Source organism: Polaromonas aquatica (assembly GCF_050626995.1).
Taxonomy (GTDB): Bacteria; Pseudomonadota; Gammaproteobacteria; order Burkholderiales; family Burkholderiaceae_C; genus Polaromonas; species Polaromonas aquatica_A.
The window spans coordinates 2,374,618-2,397,861 of record NZ_CP192467.1 but is presented as its reverse complement, the minus strand read 5'-3'; the positions used below and the strand labels follow the sequence as shown (position 1 = coordinate 2,397,861).

The window sequence follows — 23,244 nt, the reverse complement described above, 5'->3', positions numbered from 1 at the left end:
AGAAAAAAACTCCCTACAGAAAAAGCCGGACTCCACCGCGGAACCCGGCATTGGAACCCAGGGGCAGCGCTTAGGTGTTCCCCTCGCTCTGCTTCATGATGTCCGGCGCCGTCAGGTTGATATTGCACGGCGGGAATTCGTTGGCCACGTAGAAGGTGTCGGGCAAGTCCGGGTAGAAATTCTTGCCGGGCGCCATGTCCTGGTACTCCACGTAGGGAATGGGCACCGAGATGTATTGCGGCAGCTTGTGGCCCTGCAACGCTGCAACGGCAGCCTTCAGCGCCACCGCGACGAGGCCCGGTGACTGCGCGGCAGAGGCACCCTTGAGGCCCTCCTTGTGGTGCTGGTGGACCATCTTGCGAAAACCGTTCTCCCCTTCTGCCCCAATGGGTACAAACGGGTGCTTGGCCTCGATCAGCGCACGGATGGTGCCATTGGAGCCCGCCTGCGTGTAGATGCCGTTGAAGCGGCCGTGCACGGCGATGGCGTCGGCAGCCACCTTCTGCGAGGTGCCGTCGTCCCAGTTCCCCACCACTTCAATGATCTGAACCTGCTTGTGCTTGTTCATGATTTCGCGGAAACCCAGATGGCGGTCGCGATCTACCGAGTTACCCGGCAAACCCCGGATCTCCAGCACCTTGCCGCTAGTGACCCCGTTCTTCTCCAGCCAGCGGCCCATCAGGCGCCCCATCTCCAGCTGGTCCTCGTTCACCTGGATCACCTCGTCCGTGTCGAGCACATTGTCAAACGGGATCAGCACAACACCCGCCTCCTTGGCTCGTTTGATCACGGGCTTGAACGAGGTGGGCGACACCGCGATAGTAAGGATGGCGTCGAAGCCCGCGTTGATGAAATTGTCGATGGCGCCCAGTTGCGCGGCCACATCCGTGCCGGTGGACACGACCTTCAATTCCTTGATGTGCGGCTTCATCTCCGGAGTCGCCGCATAGGCCTTCAGCGACTTGATCATCTGGATGCGCCAACTGTTGCCGGCGTAGCCATTGGCCAGCGCGATGCGATAAGGTCCTTTCTTGGCCGGATACTGGATAACCTTCTTGTTGCCAGTGAACGGTTTAAAGCAGGCCGGCTCGTGGGTCTGCGCGAGTGCCGGCCCGCCCAGGCTGGCCAGGGTAGCAGCCGCGCCTGCAGCCAGAATGTCTCGTCTCGTTTGCATGCTTGTCTCCTGTTTAGAGTGAGCCGGTCCGTGACGCCGGCAATCTGAGAAAGGCGCAGGATTGCGCGAAGCATTTGGTCAGGCCAAAACTTAACGATTTCATTTTTGGTCTGGCCGCAACAGGTCGCATTGGGACTTTCCCTTGGCTTGCGCCGCTTCGAAGGCTGCGTCCTCTTCTTCAGGGCCCAAGGCGCCGCGGGCGCGTCGCCTTGCCTGTGACGCCAACGCGGGCGGCAAGCTCAGCAGCCGAGCGACACGCCGCCTTCTTCTGTTCATGGTTTTTGGCGATATCCGCGAGCGAATGTTCCAGGAAGGAATTACACCGCCGGCTACGGACCTACCGGATGAAGCGGGGGACGACACGATGCGGTCCACCAGCGAATTCGCTCAGACGCAGCCGCCCTGCAGATAGTCCTGGAAGGGCTTGGGGCGTCTCAGCACTCCACGATGGCCTTGACCACACCCTGCGCAGGATCGAGCAGGCTCTTGAAGCGCTCGGGAAGTTCGGCCAGAGACAAGCGGTGCGTGTTCAGCGCAGCATGCGGCACCCGCCCGGCACGCATCGCATCGATGACCGTCCGAAAGTCCTCGACCGTCGCGTTGCGACTGCCGAGTAGCGTGGCTTCGCGCTTGTGGAACTCGGGATCGGAGAAAGTGATGCTGTCGCGGACGATGGAAACAAGGACGTACTTGCCACCGTGGGCGATGAACCGGAATCCGCGCTCCATGGCTCTGGCGTTGCCAGTGGCATCGAACACCACGTCGAAGAACGCCCCTGCCGTCAGCCGTGCAAGCTCAGCCTCGTCATCCGGCCCGAGAACCACGCCGGCATGCGCCCCTAGCTGGTCCATGCAGAACCGCACGCGTTCGGCCCGGGCGTCCAGCACCGTCACCTGGCCGCCACGCAGTCCAGCGAAGATCAACACTGCCATTCCGATGGGACCGGTGCCGACGACCAGCACGCGCTGACCGGGTTGCACATCTGCCCGGCGCGTGGCGTGCGCTCCGATGGCCAGGAACTCAAGCATCGCCGCCTGATCCAGGGTAAGACCTTCGGCGCGGTGAACGAAGGCCGTGGGCACGGCGAGGTATTCCGCCAGAGCACCATCGCGATGGACGCCGAGAACCTGCAGATGAACGCAACAATTCGTCTTGCCCTGCTGGCAGGCGCCACAGTTTCCGCAGGAAAGATACGGCATCACGTAGACCGGATCCCCTTTGCGCAGGCCTGACGCGGGTGGCGCCTCGTGGACTTCGCCGGCGAGCTCGTGCCCCATCACGCGGGGATACTCCAGGTAGGGCTGGCTGCCGGTGAAGATGTGCAGGTCGGTCCCACAGATACCTACCCGACGTACCCGGATGAGAACTTCATCGCTTGCGCGGATCGGCATATCCCGGTCGAAGGCCCGCAGCGATCCCGGGGCTTCACAGATCACGGTCAGCATGATTGGCCTTGTACAGTGGTCAGACCAGCGACTATATATCCGCTAATTTGGACTGACCACCCTCGGCGGCGAGCTTTCGAATCTCGGAAAGCCTGGGGACGAATCCAGCAGCGGAAGCGAGACATCATGAGGCCCCGATACCCTGCCCAGAATTCGCTCCGCCTCATCGAACAAAACTGGTCCGACCAGGCGATCGACCCAGTCCAGAAGCTGCATGCCGCAGTAAACCACGTGATGCCCGCGCGTGGTGATGCGCAGTCCCCGGCGATGCCGCTGGAAAACGGGCTCGCCCACCGCGTCCTCGAAAGCCTTCAGCCGGTGACTGGCCCCCGACAGAGACAGATGGCAACGGCGTGCAGCTTCCGATAGTGAACCGGATTCGGCGCAAAGCACCACCAGTCGGATCGAGGCGAGATCAAGGCGTTGAAGGTTCATAATTGGTCATGCCAATTTTTGAAATGTATCAATTTTGGTCTGACCACGCAAGATTTTTATTGCCGCTCGCTGGCCATGTCCGCTAAAGGAGCACTGCCCGACTGTATGATCCGTCCGTCAACTTCTCCTGCCATGAGCGTTATCAAACCTGCCGAAACTCGGCGCCTGTACCAGCAGATCGCCGATCAGATCAGAGAATTGATCACCAAAGGATCGTTCCAGGTCGGCGACCGCCTGCCGGCCGAACGCGAACTAGCCTTGCTCCTTGGTGTTTCCCGGCCTTCATTGCGCGAGGCGTTGATCGCCCTGGACGTCCAGGGTAGCCTTGAGATCCGTAGCGGATCGGGTGTCTATGTCTGCCCGCAACCCAAACGCACCTCCGGGAAGGCTACGCCGGCACTCGGGGAGAGTCCCAGGGAACTGATGCAGACGCGCTCCGCCCTGGAGAGCGCGGTGGTGATTCTCGCCTGCGCGCGCGGCACGCCGGAGCAGCTCAAACAGCTTCGGACGATTGTCACCCGCATGCGGGCGGAAACAGAGCGCAACCGGGCCTCGCTGGATCTGGACCGCCGCTTTCACATGACGCTCGCGGAGATGAGTGGCAATTCGGTGATGGCGCGCCTGATCGCCGAACTGTTCAATGAACGGCACAGCCCGATCTCGGCCAAGCTGTCTTCGAAATATGAGAACCCTCGCACCTGGAAGGCTGCCCTGAAGGAGCATGAAGCTATCCTGAGCGCACTGGACACACGCGACCCGATAGCCGCGCAAGCCGCCATGCTCGCCCACCTGCGCGCCTCCGAACTTCGCTGGGTGGGGGACTGACCTCCGTCTCCTGAGGAAAGTTCCTCTGGACACAGGATGTGCAGATTGCTATCGCTTGTGCCAGAAATTGAATTGGCGCCCAAGCCGAGGCGGGCCTAGCATCGCGCCTTGCATCCCCGTCCGCACACCATAATCTAGGAGACGATTCACATGGACATACAAACCCGCTATCCCAGCCTGAAGGGCCGATCTGTCCTCATCACCGGGGGGTCTACCGGCATCGGCGCCACGTTGGTACGCCAGTTCGCAGCGCAGGATGCGAAGGTCGGGTTCATCGACATCGACGTGGACAATGCGCTCGCCCTGCAGGCAAGCGTGGCGAAAGAGTCCGGCAAGCGCGTGCATTTCATGCGTGGGGACGTGACCGACACGAGCGAGTTATGCCGGGCGATTGAAGCGATTCGCTCTGAGATCGGACCCATCCGGGTGTTGTTAAACAACGCGGCCAACGACGAACGGCACCGGATCGAGGACACAACACCGCAATCCTGGGATGCGGGTGTCGCCGTGAACCTGAAGCACCAGTTCTTCGCGGCACAGGAAGTCGCATCCGACATGAAGACACTGGGCGGTGGCTCCATCATCAACTTCGGTTCGGTCAGCTGGATGCTCAAGCAAGGCGGCATGCCGGTCTACACCACTTGCAAGGCAGCCGTGCAGGGGCTCACCAGGAGCCTGGCGCGAGACTTCGGGCCCTTCCACATCCGGGTGAACACCCTGGTGCCGGGTTGGACAATGACGGAAAAGCAATTGCGGCTGTGGGTCACGCCCGAATCCAAGGCGGAGCTGGCTCGCTCGCAGTGCCTGCCTCGGGATCTCATGCCCGAACACATTGCGAAGGCGGCACTGTTCCTGGCTTCTGATGACAGCGAGATGATGACCGCGCAGGATCTTGTCATCGACGGGGGTTGGACCTGACAGGCCGCTAGAAGGCGATCCTGAGACTTCCTGATTCCGCCAATTGCTTAAACGTCTCGCGGGCAACATGCATGGTGCCCCATCGCTGGTGACTGATTTGAAGAAGAGCGGCACCATCGCCCCGATTGAAGGCGGACAGATTCCTTCCTGCATACGCGTGTGATGCAAGCCGTCCTTCACTGAGATTTTCACAGGCTATGCTGCCGCAGCAGCCCTGGTCATGATCGCTTGCTCTATCTAATCTGCGCAGGGATCGGCCCGATACGATCGCTCCCGATACTCGAAATAGTCGAAGTCGGCAGCCAGTCCGCTACCTGACATGTCCTGGCATGCCATTCCCACGAAAGCACCCGTGAAGTTGGCACGCCCCGGCGCGCTGGCTTCATCTGAGAGGATGCTGGCGTCGAATTGGAAGGGAAGCCACTTCCACGCACCGCCCTCGGCCCGATAGGCGAAATACAGCCGCTCCATGTCCACCTCAACTCGCAATTCCACAGGCATCCCGGGTTTGACTGTTACCGGGGCCGAGAACGCATCGGCCGACATGTGGTTGGGCAGGCTCGACATTACCCGCACATGCTTGCCGAGTACCTCGTCGTGAGACAGGTAGAGGTAATGGAACTTGGTGCTGTTGTAGTAGCAGATCAGCCCGGCCTGCTGCTGGAAGTGGCGGGGTTCGAACTCAACGCGGGTCCGGGCGCTGTAGCAGTGCGCCTGCTGGCGCCTGGCGACCAGCGATTGCTTGAAGAAGCTGCCCACCGTTTCGCGGCCGAACAGACGCAAGTGCCCCGGCCGCGCTGTCAGGCTAAACAGCTCCTCGGGCCAGGGTGAGCGAAGCCACTGGAAATCGGTGGGGAGCTCGGGCGTATCGAAATCCTCTCGCTCGGGAACGCTTGCGAACGGGTGTGTCGGCAGCGCGGGAGCTCGCGCCTGCAACTGGACCAACGCTGACGCGCCGTCGGTCCTCAACCAATCGTCAGCACCCCACACCATCGGCTGGATTGCAGTTTCGCGCCCAAGAGTGCAGGTTCCGCGATTGGTCAAGGGACGGCCGCACAGGTAGGCGATATACGTCTGTCCGTCTTGCGTTTCCACAAGGTCGGCATGGCCGGCCCGCTGCAAAGGGGCATCCGGCCGATCGCGCGAGCTGAGGATGTAGGTGTCGGGATGGAGCTCGTAGGGACCGCGGAGTTCGCGCGAGCGCGCCATCGTGACTGCGTGGCCCCAGCCTGTTCCACCCTCGGCGGTGATCAAGTAGTAGTAACCGTTCCGCTTGTACAGGTGCGGCCCCTCGGTAAACCCGATCGGCGTGCCCGCAAAGATGTTGATACGCTCGCCGACCAACTGGCCCTGCGCAGGGGAATACTCTTGCAGCACGATGCCGGCAAAGCGGTTCTTGCCTGGCCGGTGATCCCACAATTGGTTGACCAGATACTTACGCCCATCGTCGTCATGAAACAGAGAAGGGTCGAAGCCGCTGCTATTGAGATAGACGGGATCGGACCATTCGCCATCGATTGAGGCCGAGGTGACCAGGAAATTATGAAAATCGCGCAGCGATGCGCCCCCGGCCGCGCCCGCGTTCGAGGTCTGGCCATAACGTTTGACGTCGGTGTAGATCAGGTAGAAAAGCCCGTCAGCGTACGAAAGGCAGGGCGCCCAGATACCGCACGAGTCGGGGTCGCCGAGCATGTTGAGCTGGCTGGGGCGTGTCAGTGGGCGGGTAATCAACCTCCAATGCACCAGGTCCCGCGAATGATGGATCTGCACGCCCGGGAACCACTCGAAGGTGGATGTCGCAATGTAGTAGTCGTCGCCCACGCGGAGGATGGACGGGTCAGGATTGAAGCCCTTGAGGATCGGGTTCTGGATCAGGGTGGAGGTAGGCATGTGCAACGACTCAAGCTAAACGCAGACCGCTCGCCGCGTCAAACAGATGGGCACGTTCGGCCAGCGGCGCGATGTGCAGGATCTCGCCCGGGCGCGCTTCGATGCGCTCCCTGAAAAGGACCGTGATGGCTTGCCCGCCGAGTTCAGCGATCACCTGCGTTTCCGATCCGGTGGGCTCAACGATCTTCACCAAAGCTGGCACTCCCGTGTCGGACAAGGTGAAGTGCTCGGGGCGCACACCGTAGAGCACGGCGCCCGCCTGTGGCGGCGACGCAGGCTTGGCTACTGGCAGCACCAGCCCGCCTTCTGCGTGAAAACCGTCGGCATGGAGCGTGCCCTTCAGGATGTTCATCGCCGGGCTGCCAATGAAACCAGCGACGAACAGGTTGGCGGGCCGGTCGTACAGCTCCAACGGCGCACCAACCTGCTCGACCACGCCATCATGCAGAACGACGATGCGATCGGCCATGGTCATGGCTTCCACCTGGTCGTGCGTCACGTAGATCATGGTGGTGCGCAGGCGCTGGTGCAGTGCCTTGATCTCCGTACGCATCTGAACCCGCAGCTTGGCGTCGAGATTGGAGAGGGGCTCATCGAAAAGAAAGACCTTCGGGTCGCGCACGATTGCACGCCCCATGGCCACTCGCTGGCGCTGGCCACCTGACAGCTCCTTGGGCAGGCGCCCCAGCAATGGGACCAGGCCCAGTATTTCCGCAGCGCGCTGCACTTTCTGTCCGATCTCTTCCTTGCCTGCACCATTCATCTCAAGCGAAAACGACATGTTCTGCGCCACGGTCATGTGCGGGTACAGGGCGTAGTTCTGGAACACCATGGCGATGTCGCGCTCGGCTGGCGGCAGGTGGTTCACGACTCTGTCGCCGATGCTTATTTCGCCGACGGTGATGTCCTCCAGCCCGGCGATCATGCGAAGCAAGGTGGATTTACCGCAGCCCGACGGACCCACCAGGATCACGAATTCACCGTCCGCGACACCCAAGTCGACGCCGCGAATGATGCGCTCGGTGCCGAAGGTCTTTTCCACGCCTCGAATGTTGACGGATGCCAATGCGCTTCTCCTTTGTGCCTTGCCTGCGTCAGCCCTTGACCGAACCTGCGGTCAATCCGGCGACGATGTGTTTTTGGGCGGCGAAGAACATGATCACCGCCGGCAGGATCGTCAGGGTGATGAACGCCAGTACCAGGTTCCATTCGGTCGAGTACTCCCCCTGGTAGGCCATGATGCCCAGCGGCCAGGGATAGTTGGATTCGCGGTTGAAGACCACGAGCGGCAGCAAATAAGCGTTCCAGCTGTGCACGAACACGATGACCGAGACGGTGGCCAGGATGGGCCGCGACAGCGGCAGCACGATGTACCAGAAGAACTTGAAGTAGCCGCAGCCGTCAATGAGCGCGGCCTCGAAGAGCTCCGCCGGAAGTTGCTTGAAGTAATTGCGAAAAAGCAGCACGCTGGTCGCCACCCCGAACGCTACCTGCGGCAGCACCACGCCCCAGTAGGTATCCAGCAGGCCGAGGTCCCGGATCTTGATGAACAGGGGCAAGATGGCCGTGGCGGCCGGGAACATCAGACCTAGAAGCAGGTAGTTGAAGAGGAACGTGGCGCCGAAGAACCGCACATGGACGAAAGCAAAAGCAGCCATTGCAGAAACGCCAACCGTGAGTACGACCGTAAGCACGGCGATGATCACCGAGTTCAGCATTAGCCGCCAATAGCGCCCCCCCGAGAGAATGTCCCAGTAGTTCGTCCACTCCCACTCGCGCGGCAGCCCGAACGGATCGACGCGCAGATAGCCCAGTGATTTGAAGCCTCCCAAAGCCGTTGCGATCAGCGGAACCAGCACCACACCCGCAACGACGAACAGAACCGCATAGCGCAGCATGACGGGCACCCCGCCTGCGGCGACGCGTGGCGAGGCAGTCGCAGCCCGGTGATTGGATGCGTTATCAGTCATCGCGCATCAAGACCCGTTTGTAGCCGAACGCAAACACTACGCAAATGAGGAACAGCACCACGCCCACTGCGCTGCCGAAACCGATCTGCATGCGCGTCACACCGTAGCTGTAGAGGAAGGTGACCATCGTCTGCGTGCTGTCAGACGGGCCGCCCTTAGTCAGCGGCATGATGATGTCAAAGAGCTGGATGGAGCCGATGATGGCAAAGAAAACCGACAGGCGGATGGTTGATCCCAGGAGCGGCAATGTGATGCGCCTGAATATTTGCCAGCTACTTGCTCCGTCGATGCGCGCCGCTTCATACAGGCTGGAGTTGATTTGTTGCAGGCCAGCGATATACAAGATCATGTGAAAGCCGAAATACTTCCAAACGACCACGACCAGGATGGCGTACATGGCCAAGTCGGGCTCTGCCAGAACATAGGGGGGTGAAGCGCCGAAAGCCTGCCAGATCTTGGCCAGAAAGCCATACTCGCCGTCATAGACGAAGCGCCAGATGAGGCCAGCCGCGATCTCCGCCAGTATGTAGGGCAGGAAAAAGATCAAGCGAAAGGTCGTGGTACCGCGAAGGCGCCCTACCAGAAGCAGCGCCATCGCCAGGGCGAGCGGCAATTGCACGGCCAGCGAGACAAGGATGACCAGCAGATTGTTTTTGAGCGCCGTATGGAACGCTGGCGTTTCGAACAGCAGCTTGAAATTGCGCCATCCGCTGAACTGTGTCGGGGTTCCATAGCCGTTCCAGCTGAACAAGCTGTACCAAGCCGCCTCGCCCATCGGCAGCGCGACGAACACCGTGAACAGCAGCAGCGCAGGGGGCAAAAACAGCAACGCAACGGTCGCGCTCGTGCCCAACCTGGAGCTGGGCCCGCGGAAACGGACCCATTGCCCCATCAGTTGGCCAGTTTCCACGCCTGCTGCACGGCGGCGGCAGCGTCGGCGGGCTTGATGCGGCCCGCCGCAAGGTCTGCGGAAATGTCATTCACCACGGCCCCGACGGACGCACCGAGCATCTGGTCGTAATAGACTTGGTGGTATTTCGCGTTGGACACGTTCTCGACCAGCAGGCGCAGCACGGGACGCTTGATGGCGTCGTTCGTGCCTTTGATGGCCGGCAGGTACAAACCCTTCTCCGCGGCGATACGCTGGTTCTGCGCTTCGGAGAAGAAGCGCAGGAACTCCACGGCTTCCTTGGGTGAACCCTTGGTCACGATCCAGCCATTAAGCCCGCCCAGTGTGTCGGTCGGGTCGCCCTTTCCGCCCGCAACGGTGGGGAAAGGCATCCAGCCCAGCTTGTCGTCCGGGATTCCGATCTTGTCGGCGGAGTTGGCCTTCATGGAGCCGAGCATGCCGTTGAGCATCAGCACCATGGCGCCTTTGCCGTCCCCGAATTGGCCCGACGATTGCGGGAATGTTGTGCCCAGGAACCCGGGTTGGAAAGGTTTGAGATCCGCCAGCTGCTTGAACAACTCGCCCGCACGTACGAAGGTCTCGCCGGCGAAGCCCTTGCCTTCGCCACGCAATGCGGCGTCAAATGCCGGCTTGCCGCCGACACGGATCGCCAGATGCGACCAATAGAAATGAAGCGGCCATTTGTCGCCCCCGCCTGCGATGATGGGTGTGATGCCCGCGGCCTGGAACTTCTTGACGGCTCCCAGCAAGTCGTCCCAGGTTTTGATGCCTTGGGCCTCGACGCCGGCCTTGGCAAACAGGTCCTTGTTATAGAAAAAGCCGACTTGAGACAGCTGGAACGGCACGCCGTAGATCTTGTTGTCCAGCGTGTACGCCTGCACGCCTGCGGGCAGGAAGCGCTCCTTCCAGCCGCCGGCACTCATTGGCGCGCTGATGTCTTCGAGCACGCCGGCCTTGACCTGCTCACGCATCACGCCCCCTCCCCAGCTATACAGGATGTTCGGGCGATCAGGCGATTGCAGCAGGGTTGTGAGCTTCTTCTTGTAGGCCTCGTTTTCGAGGTACTGGATTTCGACCTTGACTCCGGGATGGGAAGATTCAAAGCGCTGTGCCAAGTCGGTATAGAACGCCCGGATTTCGGGATTCTGATCGACGTGCATTAGGCGAACGTTGACGTCTGCAGCCATGGCCGCAACACATGCCGCTCCTGTGGCAAGCGCGAGGGCACCCGATAACACTAGCTTGCTGAGCTTCACATCGTCTCCATTAGTTGTCTGGTCGAACCAAATGTGCCACTGGCCTCCGGTCCCAACATCAGGGATTACCCCCGTCCACCGCCATCCCAGTGGAGCCGAAAGAAATCCACTTGTGAGCCGAGGAGGGAGCGTTCACAATTGTTTACCAGTCAAACTATTGTGGTACGCCTGCCGCGCACCCGTTTTCGATGCCCAGTACGTCTATTACCGGAGACCAGCGCTATCTCAAATCCATCAATCGCATGATCTTGCTGCGCCTGTTGCGGGAGCAGACCGGGATGTCGCGAGCCGAACTGGCCGAGCGCAGCGGGCTGACCCGCTCCACAGTCAGCGCCCGGATCAAGGAGCTCATCGACGAAGGCTGGTTGAGCGAAGAAAATGCCAGTACCACGGGCGGCCCCGGACGAAGACCCACACCCCTGAATCTGGATGGATCGCGCCTGATCCTCCTGGGCGCTGAACTCGGGCCTGACGCAATCCGAGTGGTGGCCACGTCGATTAAGGGTGACATTCTCGAATCGAGCCAGGCGACGCTGCGCTCCCGGGAACCCGATCCGGCGTGCCATCAGCTGGTGGAAATGGTGAGCGCCCTCTCCTCCCGCATGACACGCGAGGGCGCGCAGCTATTGGGCATCGGAGTCGGGCTGCACGGGCTCGTCGACAAGCGCTCAGGCATGCTGGAATTCGCTCCCAACATCGGCTGGCGCAACGTCGATGTGGGCAACCGGCTCGGCGCCGAACTGGCCCGCTCGGGTTTTGCAAACGTGCCGGTCTATTATCACAACGAGGCGGACATGGCCGCTGTCAGCGAGACCGAGTTCAGCGAACGCCCCGTCGCCGATCCCTTGGTATACGTCAGCTGCGGTGTCGGGGTTGGCGCGGGGATCATCCTCAATCGCGCCCTCTTCACCGGCGCCACCGGCTCGGCCGGTGAAATCGGGCACACAACGCTGGTGATTGATGGCGCGCCCTGCTCTTGCGGGCGCTTGGGGTGCGCGGAAGCCTACCTGGGCCTCAAGAGCATCGCGGCAGCGGCCGGTTGTCTGCAACACGGCGCGATCAACCACGCAGCCCTTCGAGCCCGCATGTCGGCACGCGACCCGGAAGCACGGGCGGCCTTCGCGCGGGCCGGTGAGTTTCTCGGCGTTCTGTTGCAGAACGCCTGGACGACGTTCAATCCCCAGGTAATCGTGCTCGGCGGCGAAGCAGTAACACTGGGCGGCGAAATCCTGGTGGACGCCGCATCGCAAATCCTCGCTCGTTATGCTGCCCGTGCAGGCCTTCAGGCTCCCAAAGTGAGGTTGGCCCGGTACTCAGACCTTGCTATTGCAGTCGGTGGCGCTGCTTACGTGTTGCATGCAATTCTCAACCCGCACCAGCGCTCCTCGCACATTCGCTACGAGCCGGAGGCATCCGAGGCGAGTGTGCATCCGGAGCACGCCGAATGGGCCGCTACCGCCTAATCCGGTAGCGCTGACGCATTCTGACTTGTAATGCCAAAGCGCCGACGCTTTGTAAAAGATGCGCCGATTCTCCGAACTGGGATGGTCACGGTGTACCTACCTGGGTTTACAAACCAAGGGGCTGGCAACGTCTCAGAATTGCAGACGGTGCTCAACGAATATTCGCCGATCATGCACTTCCGGGGCTGTTTGCCGCCAGCACGAAAGCCAGTGCTGATGGCGTCGTTAGGGCTTGTGAGCTTTGCCAGGTCCGTCGCTCTTTTCCGCGGCAATGACCTTGATCTTACCGACCATCCCTGCTTGGTAGTGGCCGGCAATCAGGCACGCGAAGTCGAAATCGCCCGGGCGATTGAAGGCCCAGACCAGTTCACCGGTCTCGCCAGGCGCCACGTGAGTCATGTAGGGCTCGTCGTGCTCCATGGTCGGAAACTTCATCATCAGGGCTGCGTGCTCGTCGAGTTCCTTCTTGTTGCCGATCACCATCTCGTGCATCACTTTGCCGCCGTTCTTCACCGCGAACCTGACAGTCTCGCCATGCTTGACTTCGACCCTGTCCGGAGTGAAGCGCATGTTGTCTGTCATGACTAGTTCGACCGTGCGCCCGGCCGCCTTGGCATCACCCGCGATGCCCCAGGCCTTCTGTTCTTTTTTGACCGGCCCAGTCTTCTTTTTGTTGTGATCTTCGCCTTCATGAGCCACGGCTCCTTGCGATACGCCCATTAGCGCTGCAGCCAGCAGTGCGATCAGTACTTTCATCTTGAATGTCCTTTCAATGACACGGTTGGCGGAGATCGCCGGATTGGTGGCCCGAGTGGCCTGACACGGGTTTTCGGATCTGGTCTTCCACATCCTTCTAGGGTGCAACCTTGGCCGGCATGGGACCGGTTCCGCTGTTGGACGGGCGCGGCATCTCCGACAGCTTGCGTTGTTCATGGAAGGAGGTGCTCCAAGGCGGGAACGGCATGACGGACGTACGAATCCGCGGGCGCCAGTCAAAGCTGGCGGCCGGAATGCGGATCAGGCGTGAGGTGTTTGTCAGGGGTCTTTTGACGTCTACTTGGACGGGGCAGCCTCGATCAGCTTGAGCGCCTGCTTCATGCTTTCCACAGCCTCGGTCTCCAACGCTTCATAGACCGGTTTTTCGTGATTGAGCTGCGCGAAGATCTCGCGGGCCTTGGCGACCTTCGCTGGGTCGTTGATCTTGGGGTTAGCCAGCGCTGCCTCGAGTCGCTTGTACTCACTGGAAAGGAATGCGGGCTGTTCACCGAGTTCGCGCAGGCCTGCGTTGGTGAGGCTTCGGATACGCAGCAGCATCTTGATGTCGGCTTGGTCCATCTGGCCCTGGGCACGCTCCATTGCCAGGCGCGCCTGGATTGCCTCCTTGCTATCCAGCTTCTTGCTCGCCGCGAGTTGCTGGTATTTGGTGATGTCCGGGCCGAAATCGTGCGCCTGGGCGCCGGCCGTTCCAAGCAGCAGCGCGGCTGCAATAAAAGCGATTCGAATGTTCATGTCGGGTTCCTCTTGTTAGGTTGAAGACATTTGCAGTCTAGGATCGACTCTATAAGATGACGCATAGATTTGTTTTCACTCAATAATGGGTAGTTATATGCGCGTGAACGAGATCGAAACCTTCCGGGCCATCATGTCGAGCGGTTCGGCGCGCAAGGCTGCCGCCCTGCTGGGCGTGACGCAACCTGCGATCAGCCAATCGCTCAAGCGCCTGGAAGCCGAGGCCGGCTTCGCCCTCTTTCAGCGGCTGCGCGGCCGTCTGTACCCCACGCCCGAAGCGAAGGCGCTGCTGGTGGAGGTCGAGCGCGTATTCGTTGGCCTGGGAGCGATCGAACATCGTGTCAAGAGCCTCAGGGAGTTCGGGGTCGACCAATTGCAGGTGGCCTGCTATCCCGCGTTCGGACTTGGTTTCATGCCGCGATGCCTGAAGCAACTGATGGCCTCTCCCGCGAAGGGCCCCCGACCTCACGTATCCCTGCAGATCCTCAGCTCAAAAGAGGTGAAAGACCGGGTCATATCCGGGTTGGCCGACTTCGGGCTGATGGCCGACGAGGTGTCTGTGGACGGCCTGGAACCGACGACATTCGCGACGTTTCCCGGCGTCGTCGTGATGAAGAAAGGACACCCGCTCGCCAGGCACAAGCAAATCCGGCCAGAACAGCTTGCCGAGTTGCCCTTCCTGGCGTTGAATCCCGAAGATGCATCGAGGCGGAGGTTGGACGCGAAACTCGCCGAGCATGGCGTCACCCTGTCGGTGTCTGTTCACACGCCCTATGCGGTCAGCGTGTGCGAGATGGCGCTGCACGGCCTCGGCGTGGGCGTCGTCAATCCGATCACGGCTCTGGACTACGCTGACCGCGGTCTGGTGGTGCGCAGGTTGAGCGTGGATGTGACGTTCTCATGCTTCCTGGCAATCCCGGCGGGCCAGGTCTTGTCGGGCACCGCGAAAAGATTCCTGTCGCTCATGCGGGCTCAACTGCGGGCCGACGAACAAAAGCTGCAGGAGTATTTGAAGGCGGCCTGATCAACACCCGGACAAGGAAGCGGACGTTGACGCCACACCCCTGACTTGAGCGCATCGAGCCACCTTACCTGGCTGGCTGGATTTCCGTGACAACGATGGCGCCGCCAGCAGATTCGGCCTTGAACCGGATCTTGTCGCCCGCTTTGACAGCGTCCAGCATGGCCGCGTCCTTGACCTGGAACACCATGGTCATGCCCGGCATTTCCAGGTTTTTGATCTCGCCATGCTTGATGGTGATCTTCTTGGCCTCTTTATCGACTTTGCGAATTTCGCCATCGGCCATCTCGGCGGACGGTTTCGCTGCTTCTTTTTTTGCTTCACCCATCGGCATGGCTCCGCTACCGGAGTTTATGGTCGATTGCGCGTGTGCCGCGCCGGCAAACAGCGCAGCAAGGATCAGAAGGGTTTTGAGGGATTTCATGGTTCGTTCCTTTAAGAAGAGCTTGAAGATTTCGAGGGATAAGACTTGAATATGCTGGTGCTGCCATCGGGTTTGACCAGCAGCACGTCGTAAGCGTCTTTGCGCTTTCCGTAGATGGGGCCATCCATGCCCGGGGAGCCGACAGGCATGCCGGGCACCGCCAAACCGATGGCCTTGGGACGTTGCGCCAGCAGGCGCTGTATGTCACCTGCAGGAACATGTCCTTCAATGGCGTAGACGCCGACCTGTCCGGTGTGGCATGAGCCCAGCCTGGCGGGTATGCCAAGCCGCGCTCTTGCCGCCGTATTGCCGCTGTCGTTGACCCGCACGTCAAAGCCGTTGTCCTCCAGGTGTTTTACCCAGTCTTTGCAGCAGCCGCACTCGGGGTCTTTCCAGACCTCGACGAAGGGACGGGTTTGGGCGGACGTTCCGCCACTGAGAACGAGCTGCGCGCCGGCGACAAATACCGGGAGAGCTTTGAGAAACGAGCGTTTTTGCATAGCGGCCTCCGTCAGCGTCAGGATTATTTGGATGCCACCACTGTGAGCTTGCCCACCATCCCAGCCTGGTAGTGGCCGGCGATCAGGCAGGCATAGTCAAAAGTGCCTGGCTTGTTAAAGGTCCAGATGATCTCACCGGTCTTGCCGGGGCCGACGTGGGTCATGTAAGGCTCCTCGTGCTCCATGTTCGGGAACTTCATCATCAGCGCGGCATGCTCATCGAGGTCTTTCTTGGTACCGATCACCATCTCGTGCATGATCTGGCCGCCATTCTTGATGACGAACCTGATCGTCTCGCCTTGCTTGACTTCCAGCTTGTCAGGGCTGAATCGCATGTTGTCAGTCATGGTGAAAGTCACGGTGCGGGTCACGGTTTTGGCATCGCCGGCGATGCCCCACGCTTTCTGCTCCTTTTTGACAGGGCCCGCTTTTTTGGCATGGGTTTCGTCGCCATGCGCCAAGGCGAAGGTGCTCGCGCCAACGATCAGGGTGGCGAGGATTGCTGTGTTGATTTTTCTCATGAATATTCCTTGAGTTAGTGTTGATGAGAGGTTGCGGAAAAAGGTGCAGTTGGCGCGGTGTAACCGCGCAACAGGGCGTAGCGGGCCACCTGCTCCGAAGTCAGGAGTTGGGTTTGCTGCAAATGGGTTTTCAGATGAGAGGCACGCAGCGCCGCCTGCAGTTGCCCGATCCGCTGGGTATGGCCTGCCAATGTCTCCGCATCGATCCGGCGCGCCGCAAATGCGGTATCCAGTTCCCGTTCGGCTTGCACCAGCTGCGCCCCCAGCGCCCGGGCTTCGGCTTTGTGGCGAGCCAGCAGCGCTTCTGAGTCCTGCTTTTGCTGTTCGTTCAGTTCGAGCGGCTGTGCCAGCTCCAGGGTATGCATAGGCCCGGGATAACCATTGAGTTCGGCGGCTTTGGCCAGCTCCATACCTTTTCCGGTCAGCAGATCCTGTGTCTGGGATGCGGAGAGTGACTTGATCTCGCGAACCTGCTGCCCAGCGTAGGGGCTGAGGCCTGCGGATGCGGGGCTAGCTCCCGATCCGTGTTGATGCTGGGCCATTGTGGCTGTACTGATAGCCCACAAAATGCAGGAAAAAGAGAGCTTGAGAGTGTTTATATGCTTCATGAGTTTTCCTTGGTTTCAATGCTTCATGTTGCCCATGGGCTTGCGCACCTGGACTTCAACTTCTTTGGCCGGCATGTTCTGGACCGGCATGGATTTGCCTCCCTCTGCGGCGAAGCGCGCGGGGTTGGGCAGCGACCCGGTCCACTCATAGGCCACCTCGCCGGCGGGATGCTTGTACCAGCCGGGATCCTTGTAGTCGCCAGCCTTCTGGTCCTTGCGCACCTTGACCACCGAGAACATGCCCCCCATCTCGACCGAACCGAACGGGCCGGTGCCGGTCATCATGGGTGCGGTGTTGTCCGGCAAGGGCATTTCCATCTCGGCCATGTCAGCCATGCCGCGCTCGCCCATCACCATGTAATCTGGAATCACATTGGTGATCTCGCGCGCCACTTTGCGATGGTCCACGCCGATCATGGTCGGCACGTCGTGGCCCATCGCGTTCATCGTGTGGTGGCTCTTGTGGCAATGAAACGCCCAGTCGCCCTCCTCGTCGGCGAGGAATTCGATCTGCCGCATCTGGCCGACGGCGACGTCGGTGGTGACCTCGTACCAGCGAGTCGATTTCGGCGTCGGCCCCCCGTCAGTGCCGGTAACGAGGAACTCGTGCCCGTGCAGGTGGATCGGGTGGTTGGTCATCGTCAGGTTGCCGATCCGGATGCGTACCTTGTCGTTCTTGCGCACCACGAGCGGATCGATCCCTGGGAAGACCCGGCTGTTCCAGCTCCACAGGTTGAAGTCCAGCATGGTCATGATCTTGGGCGTGTAGGCACCCGGATCGATGTCATAGGCATTGAGCAGGAACACGAAGTCCCGGTTCACCTCATCAATCAGGGGATGCTTGGCCTTGGGATGGGTGATCCAGAAGCCCATCATCCCCATGGCCATCTGCGTCATTTCGTCGGCATGCGGGTGGTACATGAAGGTGCCGGGGCGCTTGGCCACAAACTCATAGACAAAAGTCTTGCCCACAGGGATGGCCGGTTGGGTCAAACCTGACACGCCATCCATGCCGTTGGGCAGCCGTTGGCCGTGCCAGTGCACGCTGGTGTGTTCCGGAAGTTTGTTGGTCACAAAGATGCGTACCCGGTCGCCTTCAACCACTTCGATGGTGGGGCCGGGCGACTGGCCGTTGTATCCCCACAAATGCGCCTTGAAGCCTGGAGCCATCTCGCGCACCACGGGTTCGGCCACCAGGTGGAATTCCTTCACACCGTTGTTCATGCGCCAGGGAAGCGTCCACCCATTGAGGGTGACCACAGGGTTGTAGGGACGCCCGGTATTTGGCACCAGCGGTGCCATGGTGTCAGGCTTGGTCTGGATCACCGGCTCGGGAAGCGCCGCCATGGCGACCCTGCTGACAGCAGCGGCGGCTACCGCCGTGGTCAGCGCGCCAGCGCCCGTCAGGAAATTTCTTCTATTGGTCATTGGAGTTCCGTAAATTTTGTTTGGGCCTCAATGGCCACCTTCAGCGCCACCGCCGGCGGCACCTGATACAGGCATCGCGCCCATGGCGGTCGGTTTGCCGATGATGGAAGCGGCAAGCGCTGCGTCTGCCAGCCAATACTGCTGGTAGGCATTGATGGCGGCGGTGACGCTGGAAATCTGCTCCCGGGTGTCGGCCAGCAGCTCGAAGACGCCGATCAGCATTCCGTTGTAGCGAAGGACGTTTTCTTCCGCCATCGACTTGCGCAGCGGAACAACTTCGTCGCGATAGTGCCTGGCGACGTCGTAGGCAGTCCGGTAGGCCGAGTAGCTTTCGCGCAGCTGCGACGAGGCGCCCCGCACGGTGCTTTCGTAGCGGTTAGCCGCCGCCAGGGACTGGGCGTTCATGGCGTCGCGGCGTGCCGACCCCCAATCAAAAATCGGCAGGCGGATTCCCAGCTCGTAACCCCTTCGCGGCGTCCTGGTGCCGGCGGCTTCGTCGATGACGGTGTCGCGGCGGATTCCAAGCTCCACGTCGATCAGGCTGGTGAGCAGGTTCAGGCCTTGTGAGCGCCCTGCCACATCGAGCTGGTGTCGCGCCATCTGAACGTCGATACGTTGCTCCGTCGCGTTGGTACTCACTGCAGCGGGCTGGCGAGGCTCTTTGGGCAGGTCGGGCAAACGTTCAGGCAACTTCAACGCATCGGCTTGGGCATCTGTCAGGCCCAGCTGCCGGATCAGCTCTTCCCGCGCGGCCGTCGCGGCATGCTGGGCGGATGCCAGCTGCGCTGCGGAATCGGCGTAAAAACTCTGCTGGCGCGCCCGCTGCAGTTTGTTGAAGTTACCCACCTGCTGCATGCGCCTGGCAAGCTCAGCCCCGGCCTGCGCGGTGGCGTTGACCTGGCCGGCATACTGCAAACTCTGCTGGGCGCCTACGGCCCTTACCCAGGCTTGTCGGACCTGCGTGACCTGCTCGACCACGCTGGCGCCAAGCTGCACTTTGGCCTGCGCCACCTGCCCGCGGGCGATGGACACGCGCTGGGGCAAGGTCAGCAAGTCCAGCAAGCCAAACGACAGCAGACGGCCAAGTTCGAGTTCTGAGCCCATGCGGGTGCGCTCAAAGGTGAACAACGGATTGGTGATGCGGCCGTTCTGGCTTGCCGTGGCCATATCGGCCCAGCTTTGGGCCAACAAGGTTTGCACCGCAGGGCTGTTGGTCAGCGCCAACTGGACAGCGTCATCCATGCTCAGCGGTTTGGCCAGCAGTTCATCCGCGAGTTTGCTGCGCGCCTGGCGCTGCTGATCGGTACGGCTGAGTTCCAGCTTGCCCTGGGTGAAGGTGTTGGTGCTGCCATTGGCATCGCCAAGCGCTTCTTCGAAGTTGACGGAAGCGCAGCCGGCCAGCACCAGCGTCGCCGCGGTGATCGCGCCGAGTTTAAAAATGGTTTTCATGACGTTCCCATTCAAGGTTTGGCTGGCGCGTTGCGTGCGCCATTCGGTGGCGGTGCTTCAGGCGTCTGTGCTTGCCTGGCTTCCTTGGCATAGGCACGCCAGCCGCCGATACGGGCGGTGGTGTCGTTGGCTTCCTTCCAGTTCACCGTGGACTCTTCGGTGTAGGGCTGGTAGCCGTCCATGGCCGACCGGAAGGCCGGCGGTGGGCTTGCCTGGGTTACAGCAGGTGCCGGACTGGCCGGCGCAGGGCTTTGCGCGGCCGACAGGCCTGGCAAAGCAGATATCAGAACCAGCCCGTAGGCCAGCAGGGGGTTAAACATGGGATTCCTCGCGATTTCATGGAACGGCGACAACAAAGGCATCTCCCGCAGGGGAAATCAGCTTTGATGACGAACGATGAAAAGCACCCGTACCGCGGAGCCCGAAGGTCCGCGGTCAGCCAGGTGCGTCAGGCGCGAGGCGGTTTCTCGGGCAGGGCCGAGGGTACGCTGTGAATCAGGGCCGAAGGCTCGATATATACAGCGCCGGAAATGGAATGAATTGCCACTGTCCGGGCAGCAGCGGTCATGCCGACCAGGTTGCAGCAAGAGGCACAAACGCCGCACTTGTGAGCCGCGTCGGGCAGCTGGTTTTGCGCATCCGGCGCCTGCTCGAAGCCGGTCGCTTGCGTTGTCTCCGCATGCATCGCGTGATCGAGAGCATCCTCGGAAGCACCAGCGTGGTGATGGTGGTCTTGCGGATCGGCTGGCGCCTGCAAAACCATATGGTCGACGTTCTTGCCGCAATATTGCATCGATACCGAGGCAAAGCCCTGCATGGGCAAAGCCAGCATCATGAGCCAGAGCAGGAACGTGCAAAAACGCGACATAGGTTCTTGATTCTATAGATTCTTTTAAGTTCCGATGGAATAACCACGACTCTAAACCTTGCCACTGTAGGAAGGTCAAGGCGCTATTCGCCTCGATATGTAAGGAGGTGTTGAATGCCATCGAAATCTGGCCCACTGCGGGGAGCGGACAAAACCTGGACTACCTGGAGGTAGTTCATGTATTCGTACGAAGACAGCATCGAGCGGTCGAGCGCTACTACATCAAGCTCGGCAGACGCGCGAGGCCAACTATCCGTCAGCTGAGTATCGATCTGGCCGCTCAAATGAGCGTTAACAATCGTCGCGGTGTAGAGACCAAGATAGTGTCTACATCGGCTTGCGTGAATCCGCGGCGAAGCATCCGCGGCACGATGTTGGCGAAGATATGCTGGTAACCATGGCCGCCGTAGCGGCCAAGTCGCGTGCGGGTGCAGATGTCGTGGCTGATCAGAACCTGCTCGCGGTAGCCACGATCAACCAATAGCTTGACCATGCGCAGCCGGGCACCATCGTTGGGCATGTCGATGTCGGCGGCCGGGTAGGCGGTCTGCTCCCAACCGAACAGGTCGAACTCGATCACACAGCCCGTGTCCGCCAACTGCAGCAGCCGGTCATCATCGAAGATGGTCCTGTCGATGTGGCTGATCACCACCCGGTCCACGGGTTGGCCGCGCGCGCGGATGAAGTTCACCACCTCCATGGGCTGGTCGGCATTGCGCCCAGGGTGCACGTTAAGAGCCGCGCCGGTGTCCTGCATCGCGGTAATGGCGCCGTGCATGACGCGCTGCTCCAGGTCGGTCCAGGGCGCCTGGCAACCGATCTCACCGATGATGCCGGCGCACACCTTCGTGCCCCACGCGCCGACGGTGATCTGTTCGATCATTTCGCGTGCGAAGTCGTCGGCCGAACGCGTGTGGTTGGCGGCGTTCTGGTAGTCGTTGACATAGTGGCCGCAGCCCATGACCACGCGCACCCCGGTCGCCTGCGCCACCTCCACCAGCCGGTCAGGCTGTGGGTTGAGGCCGCCGACCGTCAGGTCCACCAGCGATGCGCCGCCCGCGGCCTTCATGTCGCGCAACTCGGCGATGGCCACGTCGGTCTCATCCAGGCGATAGTTGCGCATGAACTGCTTCTGGCCATAGGCGATGCCCCAGCAATTGCACAGGTCGATGTCCTGTTCCTGCTCCACCGGTGGATTCAAGCGCAGCGGGGGTGGCGTCAGGTCGATGAAGACATGTTCGTGCATGAGGGTAGGACCCAGCTCGCTGGGGTTCACCAGGCCCAGCACAGTCTGCACGTGGCCTTTGCGTTCGGCCGGCTTACTCATTTTTGAAGTCCCTTCCCGTACTGATCCACGAAGGCCGCGAAGGCGCCGTGGAAACGGGCCAGGTCGTCGTCTGTCAACGGCAGGGACAGCACGATGAAGCCGCGCCGTGCGACATAGAAGCCGTGGTCCAGCATGTGGAAGAAGAACAGGTCCTTGACGATCTGTCCGGACGCGGGAATGTCGTCGGAATGGCGAATCTCTTCCGGCGTAGCGTGCAGGTTCATGAGCGTGCCCAGGCCGGTGAACTGCAGGGTTGAACCGTGCGCCCTGCTGGTCGCGTTCAGGCGCTCGCGCAGCGCGTCGCCTCGCGCGTTGAAAGCCACGGCCACCTCAGGTGTGTAGATCCGGCTCAGGCCGGCAATGCCCGCGGACATCGACAGCACGTTGTTGTTGAAGGTGCCGGCATGCCCCATGTGGCCCTGCGTACGTGGATCGAACAGCCCCATGACGTCCTGCCGGCCGCCGAAGGCGCCGAAGGACATGCCGCCGCCGATGTATTTGCCCAGTGTTGTCAGGTCCGGTGTGATGCCGAGTACGGTCTGGCGGCCGCCCGGTGCCAGGCGCGAGGTCATCACCTCATCGAACACCAGCAGAGCGCCGGCCTCGGTGGCCAGACGCCGTAAGTCTTCAAGGAAAGCCGGGTGCCCGACGATGCAGCCGCCCGCGCCTTGCATAGGCTCGACCAAAATAGCGGCCAGGTCCTTCGCATGTTCGGCCACCAGCGCGGCCGTGCCGGCCTGGTCGTTGTACGTGCCGAGCACGAAATCGTGCGGCACATTGATCGGCGAGTGACCGGTAGCGAAAGTGAGCACGCCGCCGTGGTAGCCCCCCTTGAACACAAGGATCTTCTGGCGGCCGGTGAAGCGCTTGGCCGCGGCGATGGCCAGCAGGTTGGCCTCAGTGCCCGAGTTGGTGAAGCGCAGACGCTGGACCGAGGGGATGCGAGTCGTCACCAGTTGCGCCAGCTGCGCTTCGAGCAGGTTGTGGCCGGTCAGGTTAATGCCTCCGTGCAGCGCGTTGATGACGGCGTCGCGGATCACCGGGTGGCTATGGCCGTACAGGCCAGCACTGAACTCGCCGAGGAAATCGGTATATTCATGGCCGTCTGCGTCCCACAAGCTGGCGCCTTCACCTCGCGCGATGGCCAGCGGAAAGGGTTCGTAGTAAAGCACTGAGCGGGTGTTGCCGCCGGGCATGACGTCGGTGGCTGCCTGGTAGCGGCGCTGGCTTTCGGGGTTGCGCGCCACATACGCTTCGCGCAGGCGGTTCAGGTCGGATTCAATGGTCATGTCGTTTCGATGGG

24 protein-coding genes are annotated in these 23,244 nt (G+C 61.1%); 4 read left to right on the top strand and 20 right to left on the bottom strand.

The genetic code is table 11. The annotated features are described in order from the left end of the window. Positions 1-70: 70 nt before the first annotated feature. From ACQ4MS_RS11505 to ACQ4MS_RS11495, 3 genes are all read right to left on the bottom strand, one after another. Positions 71-1,174: a sugar ABC transporter substrate-binding protein gene (locus tag ACQ4MS_RS11505; protein WP_431094558.1), complete on the bottom strand. Its 1,104-nt coding sequence runs from the start codon at positions 1,172-1,174 to the stop codon at positions 71-73. Between the two features lie 434 nt (positions 1,175-1,608). Continuing rightward, complete coding sequence (locus ACQ4MS_RS11500) at positions 1,609-2,619, bottom strand: zinc-binding alcohol dehydrogenase family protein (protein ID WP_431094556.1); 1,011 nt, start codon at positions 2,617-2,619, stop codon at positions 1,609-1,611. Positions 2,620-2,661: 42 nt separating this feature from the next. After that, positions 2,662-3,054 carry a helix-turn-helix domain-containing protein gene (locus ACQ4MS_RS11495; protein WP_431094554.1) on the bottom strand — a complete coding sequence of 131 codons (393 nt, stop codon included), beginning with the start codon at positions 3,052-3,054 and terminating at the stop codon, positions 2,662-2,664. 132 nt (positions 3,055-3,186) lie between these two features. On the opposite strand from ACQ4MS_RS11495, the gene ACQ4MS_RS11490 reads away from it, so the two are divergent. After that, on the top strand, positions 3,187-3,879 hold the full coding sequence (locus ACQ4MS_RS11490) for a FadR/GntR family transcriptional regulator (RefSeq protein WP_431094552.1): 693 nt from the start codon (positions 3,187-3,189) through the stop codon (positions 3,877-3,879). Positions 3,880-4,029: 150 nt separating this feature from the next. Further along, positions 4,030-4,797, top strand: a complete 768-nt coding sequence (locus ACQ4MS_RS11485) for an SDR family NAD(P)-dependent oxidoreductase (protein WP_431094551.1) — start codon at positions 4,030-4,032, stop codon at positions 4,795-4,797. Positions 4,798-5,034: 237 nt separating this feature from the next. Here the strand turns inward: ACQ4MS_RS11485 and ACQ4MS_RS11480 are convergent, their stop codons facing one another. From ACQ4MS_RS11480 to ACQ4MS_RS11460, 5 genes are read right to left on the bottom strand one after another with little or no spacing between them, the layout of a single operon-like run. Continuing rightward, on the bottom strand, positions 5,035-6,687 hold the full coding sequence (locus tag ACQ4MS_RS11480; protein WP_431094549.1) for a glycoside hydrolase family 43 protein: 1,653 nt from the start codon (positions 6,685-6,687) through the stop codon (positions 5,035-5,037). Between the two features lie 10 nt (positions 6,688-6,697). Further along, positions 6,698-7,753: an ABC transporter ATP-binding protein gene (locus ACQ4MS_RS11475; RefSeq protein ID WP_431094547.1), complete on the bottom strand. Its 1,056-nt coding sequence runs from the start codon at positions 7,751-7,753 to the stop codon at positions 6,698-6,700. Positions 7,754-7,781: 28 nt separating this feature from the next. Next, a complete protein-coding gene (locus ACQ4MS_RS11470) occupies positions 7,782-8,657 on the bottom strand; it encodes a carbohydrate ABC transporter permease (protein WP_431094545.1) in 876 nt (291 codons plus the stop codon). After that, positions 8,650-9,567: a carbohydrate ABC transporter permease gene (locus ACQ4MS_RS11465; RefSeq protein ID WP_431094543.1), complete on the bottom strand. Its 918-nt coding sequence runs from the start codon at positions 9,565-9,567 to the stop codon at positions 8,650-8,652. The genes ACQ4MS_RS11470 and ACQ4MS_RS11465 overlap by 8 nt, the downstream gene beginning before the upstream one ends. Further along, positions 9,549-10,754 (bottom strand): ABC transporter substrate-binding protein, encoded by a 1,206-nt coding sequence (locus ACQ4MS_RS11460; RefSeq protein ID WP_431094541.1) that lies wholly within the window; start codon positions 10,752-10,754, stop codon positions 9,549-9,551. Before ACQ4MS_RS11460 ends, ACQ4MS_RS11465 begins: the two co-directional genes overlap by 19 nt. 257 nt (positions 10,755-11,011) lie before the next feature. Between ACQ4MS_RS11460 and ACQ4MS_RS11455 the strand changes: the two genes are divergently transcribed. Beyond that, positions 11,012-12,286, top strand: coding sequence for an ROK family protein (locus ACQ4MS_RS11455; RefSeq protein WP_431094539.1), 1,275 nt, complete (start codon positions 11,012-11,014; stop codon positions 12,284-12,286). A 225-nt stretch (positions 12,287-12,511) separates the two neighbouring features. Here the strand turns inward: ACQ4MS_RS11455 and ACQ4MS_RS11450 are convergent, their stop codons facing one another. Then, positions 12,512-13,042 (bottom strand): cupredoxin domain-containing protein, encoded by a 531-nt coding sequence (locus ACQ4MS_RS11450; protein WP_431094537.1) that lies wholly within the window; start codon positions 13,040-13,042, stop codon positions 12,512-12,514. Between the two features lie 297 nt (positions 13,043-13,339). Beyond that, positions 13,340-13,795 carry a hypothetical protein gene (locus ACQ4MS_RS11445; protein WP_431094535.1) on the bottom strand — a complete coding sequence of 152 codons (456 nt, stop codon included), beginning with the start codon at positions 13,793-13,795 and terminating at the stop codon, positions 13,340-13,342. Positions 13,796-13,892: 97 nt separating this feature from the next. Between ACQ4MS_RS11445 and ACQ4MS_RS11440 the strand changes: the two genes are divergently transcribed. Next, positions 13,893-14,819 carry a LysR substrate-binding domain-containing protein gene (locus ACQ4MS_RS11440; protein WP_431094533.1) on the top strand — a complete coding sequence of 309 codons (927 nt, stop codon included), beginning with the start codon at positions 13,893-13,895 and terminating at the stop codon, positions 14,817-14,819. A 64-nt stretch (positions 14,820-14,883) separates the two neighbouring features. On the opposite strand, the gene ACQ4MS_RS11435 is transcribed toward ACQ4MS_RS11440, so the two are convergent. The 10 genes from ACQ4MS_RS11435 to ACQ4MS_RS11390 form a co-directional block, all read right to left on the bottom strand. Then, on the bottom strand, positions 14,884-15,240 hold the full coding sequence (locus ACQ4MS_RS11435; RefSeq protein ID WP_431094531.1) for a copper-binding protein: 357 nt from the start codon (positions 15,238-15,240) through the stop codon (positions 14,884-14,886). 11 nt (positions 15,241-15,251) lie between these two features. Continuing rightward, complete coding sequence (locus ACQ4MS_RS11430) at positions 15,252-15,740, bottom strand: DUF411 domain-containing protein (RefSeq protein ID WP_431094529.1); 489 nt, start codon at positions 15,738-15,740, stop codon at positions 15,252-15,254. 23 nt (positions 15,741-15,763) lie between these two features. Then, positions 15,764-16,261 (bottom strand): cupredoxin domain-containing protein, encoded by a 498-nt coding sequence (locus ACQ4MS_RS11425; protein ID WP_431094527.1) that lies wholly within the window; start codon positions 16,259-16,261, stop codon positions 15,764-15,766. A 14-nt stretch (positions 16,262-16,275) separates the two neighbouring features. Further along, positions 16,276-16,869, bottom strand: coding sequence for a Spy/CpxP family protein refolding chaperone (locus ACQ4MS_RS11420; protein WP_431094526.1), 594 nt, complete (start codon positions 16,867-16,869; stop codon positions 16,276-16,278). A gap of 15 nt (positions 16,870-16,884) precedes the next feature. Next, complete coding sequence (locus tag ACQ4MS_RS11415) at positions 16,885-18,297, bottom strand: multicopper oxidase family protein (RefSeq protein WP_431094524.1); 1,413 nt, start codon at positions 18,295-18,297, stop codon at positions 16,885-16,887. A gap of 27 nt (positions 18,298-18,324) precedes the next feature. After that, the gene (locus ACQ4MS_RS11410; RefSeq protein ID WP_431094522.1) at positions 18,325-19,746 is read right to left on the bottom strand and encodes a TolC family protein; all 1,422 of its coding nucleotides are present in this window, start codon (positions 19,744-19,746) and stop codon (positions 18,325-18,327) included. An 11-nt stretch (positions 19,747-19,757) separates the two neighbouring features. Continuing rightward, positions 19,758-20,066, bottom strand: coding sequence for a hypothetical protein (locus ACQ4MS_RS11405; protein ID WP_431094520.1), 309 nt, complete (start codon positions 20,064-20,066; stop codon positions 19,758-19,760). A 128-nt stretch (positions 20,067-20,194) separates the two neighbouring features. Beyond that, positions 20,195-20,563: a hypothetical protein gene (locus ACQ4MS_RS11400; RefSeq protein ID WP_431094518.1), complete on the bottom strand. Its 369-nt coding sequence runs from the start codon at positions 20,561-20,563 to the stop codon at positions 20,195-20,197. 331 nt (positions 20,564-20,894) lie between these two features. Further along, on the bottom strand, positions 20,895-21,941 hold the full coding sequence (locus tag ACQ4MS_RS11395; protein WP_431094516.1) for a phosphotriesterase family protein: 1,047 nt from the start codon (positions 21,939-21,941) through the stop codon (positions 20,895-20,897). Next, positions 21,938-23,230 (bottom strand): aspartate aminotransferase family protein, encoded by a 1,293-nt coding sequence (locus tag ACQ4MS_RS11390; protein WP_431094514.1) that lies wholly within the window; start codon positions 23,228-23,230, stop codon positions 21,938-21,940. Before ACQ4MS_RS11390 ends, ACQ4MS_RS11395 begins: the two co-directional genes overlap by 4 nt. Positions 23,231-23,244 lie beyond the last annotated feature (14 nt).

What these genes read in the sequence shown, in the direction of transcription:
- ACQ4MS_RS11490 (WP_431094552.1), top strand. Translation starts at nt 3,187, where the DNA reads ATGAGCGTTATCAAACCTGCCGAAACTCGGCGCCTGTACCAGCAGATC.
- ACQ4MS_RS11485 (WP_431094551.1), top strand. Translation starts at nt 4,030, where the DNA reads ATGGACATACAAACCCGCTATCCCAGCCTGAAGGGCCGATCTGTCCTC.
- ACQ4MS_RS11430 (WP_431094529.1), bottom strand. Translation starts at nt 15,740, where the DNA reads ATGCAAAAACGCTCGTTTCTCAAAGCTCTCCCGGTATTTGTCGCCGGC.
- ACQ4MS_RS11505 (WP_431094558.1), bottom strand. Translation starts at nt 1,174, where the DNA reads ATGCAAACGAGACGAGACATTCTGGCTGCAGGCGCGGCTGCTACCCTG.
- ACQ4MS_RS11425 (WP_431094527.1), bottom strand. Translation starts at nt 16,261, where the DNA reads ATGAGAAAAATCAACACAGCAATCCTCGCCACCCTGATCGTTGGCGCG.
- ACQ4MS_RS11390 (WP_431094514.1), bottom strand. Translation starts at nt 23,230, where the DNA reads ATGACCATTGAATCCGACCTGAACCGCCTGCGCGAAGCGTATGTGGCG.
- ACQ4MS_RS11480 (WP_431094549.1), bottom strand. Translation starts at nt 6,687, where the DNA reads ATGCCTACCTCCACCCTGATCCAGAACCCGATCCTCAAGGGCTTCAAT.
- ACQ4MS_RS11495 (WP_431094554.1), bottom strand. Translation starts at nt 3,054, where the DNA reads ATGAACCTTCAACGCCTTGATCTCGCCTCGATCCGACTGGTGGTGCTT.
- ACQ4MS_RS11410 (WP_431094522.1), bottom strand. Translation starts at nt 19,746, where the DNA reads ATGAAAACCATTTTTAAACTCGGCGCGATCACCGCGGCGACGCTGGTG.
- ACQ4MS_RS11400 (WP_431094518.1), bottom strand. Translation starts at nt 20,563, where the DNA reads ATGCAGGGCTTTGCCTCGGTATCGATGCAATATTGCGGCAAGAACGTC.
- ACQ4MS_RS11415 (WP_431094524.1), bottom strand. Translation starts at nt 18,297, where the DNA reads ATGACCAATAGAAGAAATTTCCTGACGGGCGCTGGCGCGCTGACCACG.
- ACQ4MS_RS11445 (WP_431094535.1), bottom strand. Translation starts at nt 13,795, where the DNA reads ATGAACATTCGAATCGCTTTTATTGCAGCCGCGCTGCTGCTTGGAACG.
- ACQ4MS_RS11395 (WP_431094516.1), bottom strand. Translation starts at nt 21,941, where the DNA reads ATGAGTAAGCCGGCCGAACGCAAAGGCCACGTGCAGACTGTGCTGGGC.
- ACQ4MS_RS11450 (WP_431094537.1), bottom strand. Translation starts at nt 13,042, where the DNA reads ATGAAAGTACTGATCGCACTGCTGGCTGCAGCGCTAATGGGCGTATCG.
- ACQ4MS_RS11470 (WP_431094545.1), bottom strand. Translation starts at nt 8,657, where the DNA reads ATGACTGATAACGCATCCAATCACCGGGCTGCGACTGCCTCGCCACGC.
- ACQ4MS_RS11455 (WP_431094539.1), top strand. Translation starts at nt 11,012, where the DNA reads ATGCCCAGTACGTCTATTACCGGAGACCAGCGCTATCTCAAATCCATC.
- ACQ4MS_RS11440 (WP_431094533.1), top strand. Translation starts at nt 13,893, where the DNA reads ATGCGCGTGAACGAGATCGAAACCTTCCGGGCCATCATGTCGAGCGGT.
- ACQ4MS_RS11460 (WP_431094541.1), bottom strand. Translation starts at nt 10,754, where the DNA reads ATGGCTGCAGACGTCAACGTTCGCCTAATGCACGTCGATCAGAATCCC.
- ACQ4MS_RS11500 (WP_431094556.1), bottom strand. Translation starts at nt 2,619, where the DNA reads ATGCTGACCGTGATCTGTGAAGCCCCGGGATCGCTGCGGGCCTTCGAC.
- ACQ4MS_RS11435 (WP_431094531.1), bottom strand. Translation starts at nt 15,240, where the DNA reads ATGAAATCCCTCAAAACCCTTCTGATCCTTGCTGCGCTGTTTGCCGGC.
- ACQ4MS_RS11420 (WP_431094526.1), bottom strand. Translation starts at nt 16,869, where the DNA reads ATGAAGCATATAAACACTCTCAAGCTCTCTTTTTCCTGCATTTTGTGG.
- ACQ4MS_RS11405 (WP_431094520.1), bottom strand. Translation starts at nt 20,066, where the DNA reads ATGTTTAACCCCCTGCTGGCCTACGGGCTGGTTCTGATATCTGCTTTG.